Source organism: Fibrobacterota bacterium, assembly GCA_019509785.1.
Taxonomy (GTDB): domain Bacteria; phylum Fibrobacterota; class Fibrobacteria; order UBA11236; family UBA11236; genus Chersky-265.
Map to the genome: position 1 here is coordinate 58,703 of JAEKLQ010000063.1, position 12,892 is coordinate 71,594.

Consider the following 12,892-nt stretch of genomic DNA (forward strand, 5'->3'; position numbering starts at 1 on the left):
TTTTGGATTTGAACCAGGTCCTAAGCCCCGCCTATCTCTCCAGCCTGAAGGGGCTGGCCCTCAAAGCGCGCATGGTGCTGGAAGGGACCATGGCCGGTCGGCACCTCTCCCCCTTCCACGGATTCTCTTCGGAGTTCGCGCAATACAAGGGTTACGTGCCCGGGGACGATCTGAAGTTCCTGGATTGGAAGGTGTACGGCCGCAACGATCAATTGGTGACCCGGCAGTATCGCGACGAGACCAATGCCAGCGTGTACCTGGTGCTGGACAGTTCCGACTCGATGGGTTACGCGGGCGGGGGGCCGGTGACCAAGTTGGAGTATGCCGCCGTGCTGGCGGCCTCCCTGGCCATGATGGCCTTCTCCCAACGCGACGCCGTCTCCATCGCCTTCGGGGCCGACGGGCCGGAGGGATTCCTGCCGCCTCGGAACAATGCCGCCCATCTGCGCCTGGCCCTCCAGATGTTGGAAGACATGCGGCCCCACGGCCGCACCGATCTGGAATCGCTTTTCGGGAAAGTGGCCGCCCGCCTGAAGTCGGGAAGCATGACCTTTCTCTTCACCGATTTGTGGCAGGATCCGAAGGCCATCCTGACCGGCCTCAAGGAGGTTCGCTTCAAGAACCAGGCGGCCTCCCTGGTGCAGATCCTGGCTCCGGCCGAGATCGCCTTCCTGGACGGCAACAACATGGAACTGATCGACATGGAGACCAAGGAGTCGGTGCGGTTGTCGGCCCGCCATATGAAGGAACAGTACCTGGAGACCTTACGGGCGCATACGGAAGCGTTGCGGGCGGAGTGCTTCAACCTGGACGTGAAGTTCCTGCGGGCGGAAACGACCCGGCCCTACTACCAAGCCATGCGCGACCTGCTGCACCGGTCCTGATCCGTGTTCTCCCTGCTTAGCCCCATCAGCCTGTGGTTCGGCGCATTGCTGGCGGTGCCCTTGGCCATCCACTTCCTGGGCCGGCAACGGTTGGAGCGGCAGCCCTTCCCCAGCCTGTTGCTGGTGAAGGAAGGCTTCGCGAATTCCATGCGGCGCCACCGCCTGAAGAATCTTCTCCTTCTGATCATCCGTACCTTGCTGATCGCTTGCATCCTGCTGGCCTTGTCCAATCCCGCCATGGAATCGAAGCGGGCGGGCGCCAAACCCGATCAAAGCCTGGCCTTGATCCATAACGGCATCTACGGCAAGTTGGCCCCCATCGAAGGCGCGCCGGCCTTCGGAGGGACGGCATCGCCGCGCGGCAAGGATCTCCTGGAAACCCAACGCCTGCGCGTGCATGGCTTGGACTCGGCGCAAGGGACCCGTACGCGGATCTTTACCGTGATCGAGGATGGGCCGGGCGCCGGCGAAGTCGCCGAGCGCTTCGGCGATTACGGGGACGCGGTCCGCCGCTTATTGTCGGCCTTGGGGCCCGGGACCGCCCTGATCAACCTTCCCGTCTTCGCCTGGAAGGACGTATCCGCTTGCCAGGCCGATCTCCTGCGCGCGCTGCAAGAAAATACCGGGCTGCAACTGGCGCTTACCGACTTCTCGACCTTGTCCCCGCGCGTATCCGCGTTCGAGGGCTTGCGCGCGACCCCCGCCGCCGATGCGCCCACCGTCGCCTTATCGGCCCGCCTATCCCCTGCCGCCGCCGCGGGGGGCAAATCCCAGGTCTGGCTCGACGGGCGCCTGTTCCAGGAGGCAGCCGCCGCCGGGGGTCGCGTGGAGGTTACCCTGCCTTTGGGCGCGGGGCCGCGCACCGAGGGCCGCTTCGCATTCTCCGGCGGCTTCGCGACGGCCGATTTCCATTTCTGCTTTCCCCAAGCGGGAGCCTGGTCGCTGGCGCATGCGGGTAGCGCCCTGGTCTCCTTGCCCAGCCTGGGCCGGGAGACTTATTTCCGTCGCATTGTCCACGTGGCTTCGGCCGGGGAAGTGCCTTGGGGAGGGATTTCCCCTGCATCGGGAGGCAAAGCCGCCGCCCCGGCCCCATTGCGGCTGGTCTATTTGGCGGCCGAGCGCGCGGCTTCGCCCGAGGCCTACTCCCGCGCGGTCGAGTTCGTAAAGCGGGGCGGCCGCCTGATCGTGGCGGCGGGACGCGAAAGCGACATCCCCGGGCTCAACCGTTTCCTGCTGCAGCCCTTACGCTTGGGTCACCTGGGGAACCTGGTGGATACGTCCGGGCCGGTCAGCGCCGATCGCGCGGCGCTCGCTCGCGTCGGGAGGGCTTCCGGGGATCCCGCGGCCGCCGCGGGGAACCTGGGAACCGTGCGTAAACGTTATGCCTTCTCCCCCGATTCCGGGACCGTCGTCCTGCTGGCGCAGGGAGGGGCGGCGGTACTGGCCGAACGGGACTTCCACCAAGGCCATGCGTTGCTCTGGACCACCGACATCGATGATCTGGAATGGACGGATTTAGGGGTGAGCGCTTTGGTTCCCCTCTTGCATCAGGCGTTCCAGGAGGCGGCCGCGGGCGAACGCGCGGCCAACCTGGCGGTCGCGTCCGATTCGATCTACGCGTTGAACCTGGCCGAGGGGGAGGAAAACTCCCGGCCCGAGGCGCGCGATCCCCTAGGGCGTCCCTTCTCCCGGGTCCGCATCGACGGGGGCCGGATGCGGCTGGGGCCATTCGACAAGCTCGGCCTGTACCGGGTGATCCGCGGCGAGGACACGAACGCCTTCGCGGTGAACCTGATCCCCGCGGGGACGGCAACGCCTACGCCGGCTTCGGAGGAATGGGCTGCCGCCGACGCGGCCGCGAAGGAAGCTTTCCTGGCCGCGTGCAAGCCTTTCTCCGGAAGGATCGCCGTGCTGGGGCAGGACGATGCGATGGCCGCGCGGACTTCGGTGCGCCGACTCTGGCCCGCGTTCCTGCTGGGCGCGTTATTGTTACTTTTCCTGGAAGGTTTGGTCTCTTCCCGCTTTTCGGCGCGACGGACACCTAACTAAACCACTACGCATGGAAATCCTAGGTACCACCCGTCTCATCGCCTTGCTGGGGGATCCCGTTTCCCATTCCCTCTCGCCGGCCATGCACAACGCCGCCTTCGATCAATACGGGTTGGACTTCGCCTACGTTCCCCTCCGCGTGCAGGCCGCGGGGCTCAAGACCGCGCTGGATGCCCTGCGCGTCTTCAACTTCCGCGGGGCCAACGTTACCTTGCCGCACAAGACCGCGGTCATCCCCTATGTCGATCAGCTTACGGACATCGCCCAGGTTATCGGCGCGGTGAACACCATCGTCAACGAGGACGGGCGGCTGGTCGGCACCACCACCGATCCCGAAGGCTTCCTGGAAGGCTACCGGGAACAGGGCCATAGCTTCATCGGACAAGCGGTGGCCATCCTCGGCAACGGCGGATCGGCGCGCACCATCGCATACTCGTTGCTGATGCGGGACCGGCCCAAGCGCGTGGTGATCGTGGCCCGGGATATGGAGAAGTCCCGGCGCCTGGCGGCGGAGATCACGGAACGCCTGGGACTCGGGCAAGGCGGGGCCTTGCCGACGCCGGAAACCGTCGCCCTGTCCGACTACGCCTCGGTTCGCGATGGCATCGACGTGGTGGTGAATACCACCCCGGTGGGCATGCATCTCATGGTGGAGATCTCCCCCTTGGCGCCCGGGAACCTGATGGCGGGCCAGGTGGTGTACGATATCGTATACGCGCCCGAACGCACGTGCCTGATCCGCGACGCCGAGGCGCGCGGCCTGAAAACCGTGGGCGGCCTGGGGATGCTGGTGCACCAAGGCCGCGCCGCTTTCGAAATCTGGACCGGCATCAAACCGGAAGCGCGCGCCTACTATGCCGCGGCCCGGGAAAAACTGTCCAGCTGCATCGGGGAACCGCGCCCGGCCCCGACCGTCCCTTCCCCCGCGGCCGGCCGCAGCGTGGCCGAGGATCCTTAAGCCCGCGATGCCCTTCCCCCTCAAGCGCAACATCTGGTTCACCGGCTTCATGGCCTCGGGCAAAAGCCGCATCGGCTCGCTCACGGCCGCATCCCTGGGATGGAAGTTCGCCGATCTGGACAAGGTGATCGAAGAAAAAACCGGTAAGACCATTCCGCAGATATTCGCCGACGAGGGCGAAACCGCTTTCCGCCGCATGGAAGTGGAAGCCTTGCGCGAGCTGGCGGGACAAGGCCCCATGGTGGCCTCCTTGGGCGGAGGGACCCTCACCAATCCCGAAGCCATCGAACTCGTGCGGCAAACCGGCGTGTTGGTGGGCCTATACGCCTCGCCCGAAGTGATCCTGGAACGGGTGAACCGCAAGGAAGGCTCGCGGCCGCTGCTGGCCGGCCTGGACGATGCCGCCAAGATGGCCAAGATCAAGGACCTCTTGGCGGCGCGCAAGCCCCTCTATGAACTCGCCGATCTCCAGTTCGAATCGGACGAGAAGATCCCCCATCATGTCCTCACCCGCCGCATCATCCATCGCTTGCAGGTGGAGGAGATGGTACCGCTGAAGGTGGATCTGGGCCCCCGCAGCTATCCCATCTACGTCGAGACTGATCTCTCGGGCCATATGGACGCCATCGCGGCCAAGGCGGGATGCCCGGCGGAATTCCTGATCGTCACCGACGCCAACCTGAAGTCCCATCAGAAGCGCATGCTGGAGCAATTGCGCGCGAGCCTGGGCGAATGCCGGATCTTCTTCTTCAAGCCCGGCGAAGAGGAGAAGAACCTCAAGTCCCTGAACAAGCTTTTCACCTTCATGCTCCGCCACCAATACGCCCGCAAAACCACCTTGGTCGCCTTCGGCGGCGGCGTGGTGGGCGATATGGCCGGCTTCGCGGCTTCGGTCTACATGCGCGGCATCCCCTTCCTGCAGGCCCCCACCACCTTGCTTTCCATGGTGGACAGCAGCGTGGGCGGCAAGACGGCGGTGAACCATCCCCTGGGCAAGAACATGCTGGGCGCCTTCTACCAACCCAAGGCCGTAGCCATCGGCCTGGACGCCTTGTCCAGCCTGCCTGATCGGGAATTCCTCTCCGGCCTCGCCGAGGTCGTGAAGTACGGCGTCATCCGCGATGAAGCGTTTTTCCGTTACCTGGAAGACAATGCGGATGCCATCCTGGCCCGCAAGCCGGAAGCCTTGAGGGAAATCGTATTGCGTTCGTGCGCCATCAAGGCGGACGTGGTGGGAAAGGACGAGCGCGAGACGGCGGAGGGCGGGCGCGCCATCCTGAACTACGGGCATACCTTCGGGCACGCCTTCGAGGTGCTGGGCGGCTATGGCCTGCTGCCGCATGGCTTGGCGATAGCTTTGGGCATGCGCGTGGCCGCGCGCCTGGCAGTATCCCTGGGCATGCTCGGGGCCGATGCGGAACGACGCCAGAACGCCCTTCTCGATCGCCTAGGCCTGCCCAAGGCGTTCCCGAAGAAGCTGGACGAATCCAAGGCCTGGGAAGCCATGGGCCTGGACAAGAAGGTGGACGCCGGCAGCCGAGTTTACATCCTGCCTACCCGCATCGGCGAAGTGGTGCCGGTGCGCGACGTGCCCAAGGCCGACGTGTTGCAGGCCCTGGCCGCGGCCCGCGAGGCGGTCGCTTGAGCATTTTCCTGGTCGGCGGTACCTGTTGCCTCGGATACCATCTGCTCAATCTGCTTTCCCACGGAAAGGGCGATCTGGTCTCCTACTCGGGCGAGGACCCCGAGCCGCATATGACGCTCCAGCATGTCACCTATATCACCGGCGATTTACTGGACTTCAAGAACCTGGTGCAGGTCCTTTCCGAACATCGGCCCACCGAAATCTACCACATGGTTTCCCAGGGGTTCAATCTCGGCTCCTCCCAAATCAAGCCCAACGCCATCCTGCAATTCCTGATCCTGGGGACCCAGAACCTCTTCGAAGCCGTCCGCCTGACCGTGCCCAAGGCCCGGGTCCTTTTGGTGAGTTCGTCGGAAATCTACGGGGCCGGGCGCGGCATCGTCGACTTGATCCATCGCGAGTCCGATCCGGCCATACCGTTCACGCCTTACGCCACGGCCATCGCCTCCTGCGAGCTCCTGGCCAAGCAATACATTTCGGCGCATAACCTGGATATCGTGACGGTGCGGCCCTTCAGTTCCACCGGCCCCTACCAGGAAAAGAAGTTCGTACTCCCTTCGGTAGCGGCCCAGATCGCCACCATCGAGATGTACGACGGGGAGACCGCCATCTACACCGGCAACCTGGACGTCTCGCGGGATTACCTGGACGTGCGCGACCAGGCCCGCGCCATCGCCATGCTGGCCAAGCGGGCCGGAAGCGGGGAGGTCTACAACGTCTGCTCCGGGAAGGCCCGTACCATCCGGGACCTGGTGCACTACCTGATCGGGTTGTCGGGATGCCCCATCGAAACCCGCATCGACCCTTCCCTGGAGCGGGCCATCGACATCCCCCTTTTGGTGGGGTCGCCCGAAAAGATCATGAGCCTGACCGGTTGGAAGCCCATCATCTCGATCGAAGATTCCTTGAAGGATTTGTATGGCGAAATTAAGGTAAGATTGCAGGCGAAAGGAACGCCTGCATAATGCTCGCTCATTGGCTCTACGCGACCACCCATTACGCCCTCTTCGAGAACCGCCTGTTCCGGGCCGGCATCGCCTCCCTCTTCGCCTCCCTGCTGGTTTTCCTCCTGATGCCCCATTGGATCCGCTTCCTGAACAAGCTGGACGCCTCTTCCGACTTCGACCATGGCAAGCATAAAGCGCCCCCCATCATGGGCGGCGCCTTGTTGGTGGCGGCCGTGGCCATCGCTTCGGTCTGCTTCGCCAACCTCAACGCCTATTCGATCTCGGCGCTGGTGATCCTTCTGGCATACGCCTTCATCGGCGGCCTCGACGACGTGATGAAAATCCGCAACAAGAAGCTCGTGGGCCAGGGCAAACTCTCCAAGGCCGATTACCAGGCCAAGGCCGACGGCATCTCCGCCCGCCTGCGCCTGTTCCTCTACTTCCTCTTTTCCCTCCTGGTGGCCTTCTTCGCGTATAAGTTCATCCCGGGGTTATCGGGGCATCTCACCATGCCCTTCGTGAAACCGGAGGTCTGGTTCCCCTACCTGCCGCGTTGGGGATTCATCCTGCTCATTTGCCTGGTCACCACCTCGAGCGCCAACGGCGCCAATTTCACCGACGGCTTGGACTCGCTGGTATCCGTCCCCATCATCACGACTTCGATTTTCGCGGGGGTGGTCGCTTACATCTCCGGCAACGCCATCCTGTCCAAGTACTTCCTCATCCCGCACATCCCCGGCGGGGACGAGCTCTTTCCCATCTGCGCCGCCATCGTAGGGTCGCTGCTCGCCTACCTGTGGTACAACAGCCCGCCCGCGGAAATCTATATGGGGGACGCGGGCTCCATCGGCTTCGGCGGGGCCATCGGCATGATGTTCGTGCTGCTCAAGATCGAACTGTTCCTGCCCATCGTAGGGGTGGTTTTCCTGGGCGAGGCGCTGTCGGTACTGCTGCAAATCACCGGTTTCAAGATTACCAAGCGCTTGAGCAAGGACAGGACGGGCCGGAGGCTGTTCCTGCGCGCCCCTCTGCACCATCATTTCCAGCTCAAGTGGAAGAATCGCTTCGAATCGGGCCAGGCCTTGAACTCGAAAATCATCTGGCGCTTCCATCTGGTCAGCATCCTCGCCCTCATCATCGGAAGTCTCATCTTCTTCAAGGTGAGATAGCGGTTCCGAGGTAATCGGTTCCGGGCGAAGAATCTTATCTTTCCCCCAAATGGCCGAGACCCCCATGCACCAGCAAGCGCGCGCCCACGCCCGTTCCCACGGGCAAGATCATCTTTTCCGTTTCTGGGACGAATTGACGGAGCCGGAGAAAGATGCGCTGGCCGGCCAAGTGCTGGCGGTGGACTTTGCGCAGGTGGCCGCCCTGCATCGCGACCTCGTAAAGGGCCGCTCGGCGCAAACCGACGCGGGATCGGAATCCGTCGCCCCCTTGCGGGCCAAGCCTTGGGAAGGCTTTTCCATCCAGGAGCGCGCCGCCTACGCCAATATGGGCATGCGCGCGTTGCGGGAGGGCAAAGTGGCCGCCTTCCTGGTGGCCGGCGGCCAAGGCACGCGTTTGGGGCACAGCGGCCCCAAAGGCGTATTCGATATCGGCCTGCCTTCTCGTAAATCCCTGTTCCAGCTCCAGGCCGAACGCATCCTGCGCCTGTCGCGCCAAGCCGGCAAGGCGATTCCCTGGTACATCATGACCAGCGAAGAGAACCATGCGGAGACTACCGGCTTCTTCAAGGACCGCCGCTTTTTCGGGCTGCCGGAGCGGGACATCTTCTTCTTCAAGCAGGGCGAAATGCCCGTGGTGGATGAGGATGGCAAGGCGCTTTTGGCCTCCAAGGGCCGGCTCTCGATGGGGCCCAACGGCAACGGCGGCTGCTTCCTGGCCCTGGCCAAGAGCGGGGCGCTGGAGGACATGGCGCGCCGCGGCGTGGAGCACGTGTTCTTCTACGGCGTGGACAATGCCCTGGTTCGCGTCTGCGATCCCCATTTCATCGGCTTCGCCATGGCCGAAGGCCATCCCGCGGCCAGCAAGGCGGTGGTCAAGGTACAGCCCGAGGAGAAGGTGGGCGTGCTCTGCCTGCGGGACGGCAAGCCTTCGGTATTGGAATATTCCGAGATGACGGAAGAGATGATCTACGCGAAGGGCGATGACGGACGGTACATGTACGATTCGGCCAACATCGCCACCCATCTCTTCACGCGGGAATTCCTGCAACGGCACGCGGCGGCGGCCCTTCCCTTCCACGTCGCGCATAAGAAGATCGCCCACGTGGACGTCTCCGGATCGACGGTCTCCCCGGAAAAGCCCAACGCCTGGAAGTTCGAACTCTTCATGTTCGATCTCTTCCCGCTGGCCGGATCCATGGCCGGCCTATTGGTGAGCCGCGAAGAGGAATTCGCCCCCGTCAAGAACAAGGACGGGGTGGACAGCCCCGCCAGCGCGCGGGCCATGCTGTTGGACCTGCACCGCAAATGGGCCTTGGCCGCCGGCATCACCGAAGATGAGCTGCGCGGCAAGATCGTGGAGATCTCGCCCTTGGCTTCCTACGCCGGCGAAGGGGTCAACCCCGCCATCATCCGCTCCCAACTCGGCAATCCCATCATCCACGTCTCATGACCGGCGCTTCGAATGAGGCGGGCGCTTCTAGCGAAGCGGGCGCTTCTGGCGAAGCGGGCGCTACCGTTGGCGCGGGCGGCAACGCGCCACGCAAGGCAGCGCTCGCCTTCATCTTCGTCACCGTGGTTTTGGACATGCTGGCCTTGGGCATCACCGTGCCCGTGCTTCCCAAGCTGGTGCTCGGCTTCGAAGGCGGGGACTCGGCCAGGGCCGCCCATATCATCGGGATGTTCGGCACCCTCTTCGCCGCCATGCAATTCCTGTTCGCCCCTTTCCTGGGCGCCGTCTCCGATCGCTTCGGCCGCCGGCCCGCCATCCTCCTTTCCAACTTCGCGCTGGGCGCCGACTACGTGCTCATGGCCCTCGCGCCCTCGGTGTCTTGGCTGTTCCTGGGCCGTACCATCTCCGGCATCTGCGCGGCCAGCTTCAGCATCCCCAGCGCCTATATCGCCGACGTGACGACCCCGGAAAAGCGCGCGGCCGGCTTCGGCTTCCTGGGAGCCGCCTTCGGGCTGGGCTTCATCATCGGTCCCGCCTTCGGGGGCCTGCTGGGCAGCATCGATGCACGTCTGCCCTTCTGGGTGGCCGCAGCCTTGAGCCTGGCGAACGCGGCTTACGGATTTTTCGTCCTGCCCGAATCCTTGCCTTCCGGAAAGCGCGGGACCTTCTCCTGGGGGCGCGCCAATCCGGTCGGAGCCATGGGCATTTTGCGCAAGCATCCCCTCGTGCTCGGCATCGCGGCGGTGGCGTTCTTCTCCTACCTGTCCCATGAGGTCCTTCCCAGCATGTGGGTCCTCTACACCGATTACCGCTACCATTGGAGCGCCCGCGCCGTGGGGTACACCTTGGCCTTGGTGGGCGTGTTCAGCGCGCTGGTGCAAGGCGGCCTGGTGCGCACCGGCGTCGCGCGCATGGGCGAGCGGCGCGCCCTACTCTTCGGTCTCGCTTGCGGAGCCATCGGCTTCGCGATCTATGGCCTGGCCCCCAGTTCCTACTGGTTCTTCCTCGGCATCCCTTTCGGCGCCCTGTGGGGCTTCGCCGGGCCTTCGGCCCAGGCCCTGATGTCCCAGCGCGTCGATGCCTCGGAACAGGGACGGCTGCAAGGCGCCTTGGCCGGCGTCCGCGGCATCACCGGTATGCTGGGCCCGACGCTTTTTACGTCCGCCTTCGCCTGGTCCCTGAAAATCCCTGATCCCAAACCGGGGACCCCGTTCGTCCTGGCTGCGGGAATGTTGGGAATCGCCACCATCATCGGCATGATCGTGACGAAGGGTATTACACCCGCCGCAATTAAATAAAGTTTTTTCTTTACTAAATAGCCCGGGCATGGTATCTTGGGATCATGCCCACCAACCCGCCCAAGCCGAATACCCTCGCCACGCCCCCCAGAAGCACCCGGCATGCCTTGCTGGATATCCTGAAACGGGAAGGCCCGCAGGAAGCGAAAGCCCTGGCTACCCGATTGGGGCCTTCTGGATTCGCTGCAAGAGGTTTACGGCGAAGGCGGCATGCAGAAGCTGTTGGACGCGCGCACGCGCCATCAGCGGGAAGAATACGCGCGCGTGGTGCCGGGGCCGGCGGACTTGAAGGACAAGGTAAAGGCGCTGGCGCGCCTGCGCGATCGCGAAGGCTATATGACCGAAGTGAAGGCCGCGCCGGGAGGCGGCTGGCTCCTGATCGAGAACCATTGCCCCATCTGCACCGCGGCCAAGGCCTGCCGCGGGTTTTGCCAAAGCGAGTGGCAGGTCTTCAGCGGATTGATGGGCTCCGGGGCCGTCGTTACCCGCGAGGAACATTTGCTCACCGGCGGGCGCCGTTGCGTGTACGCGATCAAGCCCGCGGACGGGCGTGGGATTAAAGCCAAAGCGAAACAAGGAGACGGAAAATGAAACGCGTGGAAGGCAAGCATATCGTGGTGACGGGCGCCTCCAAGGGCCTGGGGAGGACCTTGGCGTTGGAATTCGCCCGCGAAGGGGCGGCGGCTCTGATCCTTACGGCCCGCAACGCCGATCGATTGTACCAGGTGAAAGAAGAAATCCGCATCCTGGCGCCGGGAACGCGGGTGCTGGCGGCGCCGGCGGACTTGCGGCATTCCAAAGCCGTGGAACGTTTCGCGGCCACCGCCCTGGCGGAGTTGCAGGGCCGCGTGGACGTGCTGGTGAACAATGCGTCCGCGCTCGGCCCATCGCCCATGCCTTACTTGTTGGATTATCCGCTGGAGGAATTCCGGCGCGTGTTGGACACCAACCTGATCGCCCCGTTCTTGCTCACCCGCAAATTGCTTCCGGGCATGCTGGAACACGGGGGTTCGCTCATCAATGTGACCAGCGATGCTGGTGTAAACGGTTATCCGGGATGGGGAGCGTACGGCATCTCGAAGTTCGGATTGGAAGGTTTGTCCCAGACCTGGGCGGCCGAGTTGGATGGATCCGGCATCCGCGTGAATTGGGTGGACCCCGGGGATATGAATACGGACATGCACCGCGCGGCCGACCCTCAAGGCGATCCCTCCCAATGGGCCGATCCCGCGGACGTGGCCGAGGTTTTCCTCTGGTTGGCGTCCGATGCTTCCCGCGGAACGACGGGCCGGCGTTTCCAGGCCCAGGAAGATTGGCGGGCGCAAGCCTCCGGGGATCCCGCCGAACTGGCGACGGAAGAGGGTTGAACCATGGTCGCCGCTGCGCCCTTCCGTTTCGAATTGCCCGATGCCTTATTGGCCCGGGAACCCCCGGAAAAGCGGGGGCTGGAGCGAGATCAAGTGCGGCTGCTCGCGGCCGATCGGCAGACCGGGGCGCTGAAGCATACCCGTTTCGATCGCATCGGCGATCTGCTGAGGCCGGGGGATTGCCTGGTGTTCAACGCCAGCCGCACCTTGCCGGCGGCATTGCGGGCCGTTATAACCGCGGGCCCTTATGCCGGCCGTACCGTGCAACTGCGCTTGGCCCGGGGTAACGAGGATGGTACCTGGTCGGCACTGCCCTTGACCCCGGAGGATGAGCCTTGGTTGGGCGAACCGGGCGGGGCCCGCCTGGAGTTCCGATCCGCCGAGGTTAGGCCGCAGGGGAACCCGGGATCGCGCTTCAGCGCCGAAGTGGTCGGCCGCGATCCCCTGGTGGAACGGCTATGGCGGTTGCGCTTTTCCCTCCATGGGGCGGCATGGGTGGAATGCCTGTCGCGCCTGGGGAGTCCCGTGCGCTACTGGTATTCTTCCGCGCCTTGGGATCTGGATTTCTACCAGACGGTATATGCCCGGGAACCAGGCTCGATGGAAATGCCCTCGGCGGGCCGCGCTTTCTCTTGGAAGCTGTTGCTGGACCTCCGCAGGCGCGGAATCGGCACGGCTTTCCTGGTGCTGCATGCCGGGCTTTCCTCCTACCTGGACGAAAAATTCGACGCCGGCCATCCGGCTTCGGTCGAGCCCTATCGGCTGGAGGCCGAAGCGGCCGCCCGCATCAACGCGGCCAAGGAAACCGGCGGTCGTATCGTGGCGGTGGGAACCACGGTGGTGCGGGCGCTGGAGACGATGGCCGGGGCCGATGGGCGCGTAAGCGCCGGCGAGGGCCGGACCTGCTTGCGGATCACTCCCTCGCATCGCCTGAAAGCGGTGGACGGCTTGTTGACCGGTTTCCATGAACCCCAGGCGAGCCATCTGGATTTGCTCTCGGCCTTCCTGCCCCCGGATAAGCTGAAAAGCGTTTACGATGCCGCGCTGGAAGCGGGTTACCTCTGGCACGAATTCGGGGACGCGAACCTGATCCTTTAGCGGGCAGGGATAATCCCATCTAAAATC

The 12,892-nt window shown here is 64.2% G+C and carries 11 protein-coding genes; all 11 read left to right on the top strand.

Annotation, left to right across the window (positions count from 1 at the left end; all coding sequences use genetic code 11):
- Nucleotides 1-2: 2 nt before the first annotated feature.
- The 11 genes from JF616_18545 to JF616_18595 all read left to right on the top strand — a co-directional run bounded on the left by JF616_18545 (nt 3) and on the right by JF616_18595 (nt 12,865).
- Complete coding sequence (locus JF616_18545; protein MBW8889762.1) at nt 3-884, top strand: DUF58 domain-containing protein; 882 nt, start codon at nt 3-5, stop codon at nt 882-884.
- A 3-nt stretch (nt 885-887) separates the two neighbouring features.
- Nucleotides 888-2,933 (top strand): BatA domain-containing protein, encoded by a 2,046-nt coding sequence (locus JF616_18550; GenBank protein MBW8889763.1) that lies wholly within the window; start codon nt 888-890, stop codon nt 2,931-2,933.
- Nucleotides 2,934-2,943: 10 nt separating this feature from the next.
- Complete coding sequence (gene aroE / locus JF616_18555; GenBank protein ID MBW8889764.1) at nt 2,944-3,891, top strand: shikimate dehydrogenase; 948 nt, start codon at nt 2,944-2,946, stop codon at nt 3,889-3,891.
- Between the two features lie 7 nt (nt 3,892-3,898).
- Nucleotides 3,899-5,536 (top strand): 3-dehydroquinate synthase, encoded by a 1,638-nt coding sequence (aroB, locus tag JF616_18560; GenBank protein MBW8889765.1) that lies wholly within the window; start codon nt 3,899-3,901, stop codon nt 5,534-5,536.
- Nucleotides 5,533-6,501 (top strand): GDP-mannose 4,6-dehydratase, encoded by a 969-nt coding sequence (locus tag JF616_18565; GenBank protein ID MBW8889766.1) that lies wholly within the window; start codon nt 5,533-5,535, stop codon nt 6,499-6,501. Before aroB ends, JF616_18565 begins: the two co-directional genes overlap by 4 nt.
- Nucleotides 6,501-7,652 (top strand): phospho-N-acetylmuramoyl-pentapeptide-transferase, encoded by a 1,152-nt coding sequence (gene mraY / locus JF616_18570; GenBank protein MBW8889767.1) that lies wholly within the window; start codon nt 6,501-6,503, stop codon nt 7,650-7,652. The genes JF616_18565 and mraY overlap by 1 nt, the downstream gene beginning before the upstream one ends.
- Nucleotides 7,653-7,716: 64 nt before the next feature.
- A complete protein-coding gene (locus tag JF616_18575) occupies nt 7,717-9,102 on the top strand; it encodes a UDPGP type 1 family protein (protein MBW8889768.1) in 1,386 nt (461 codons plus the stop codon).
- Nucleotides 9,099-10,400, top strand: coding sequence for a TCR/Tet family MFS transporter (locus tag JF616_18580; GenBank protein ID MBW8889769.1), 1,302 nt, complete (start codon nt 9,099-9,101; stop codon nt 10,398-10,400). The genes JF616_18575 and JF616_18580 overlap by 4 nt, the downstream gene beginning before the upstream one ends.
- A gap of 210 nt (nt 10,401-10,610) precedes the next feature.
- Complete coding sequence (locus tag JF616_18585; protein MBW8889770.1) at nt 10,611-10,991, top strand: hypothetical protein; 381 nt, start codon at nt 10,611-10,613, stop codon at nt 10,989-10,991.
- Nucleotides 10,988-11,767 (top strand): SDR family oxidoreductase, encoded by a 780-nt coding sequence (locus tag JF616_18590; protein ID MBW8889771.1) that lies wholly within the window; start codon nt 10,988-10,990, stop codon nt 11,765-11,767. The genes JF616_18585 and JF616_18590 overlap by 4 nt, the downstream gene beginning before the upstream one ends.
- Before the next feature lie 3 nt (nt 11,768-11,770).
- Nucleotides 11,771-12,865, top strand: a complete 1,095-nt coding sequence (locus JF616_18595) for an S-adenosylmethionine:tRNA ribosyltransferase-isomerase (GenBank protein MBW8889772.1) — start codon at nt 11,771-11,773, stop codon at nt 12,863-12,865.
- Nucleotides 12,866-12,892: the final 27 nt, after the last annotated feature.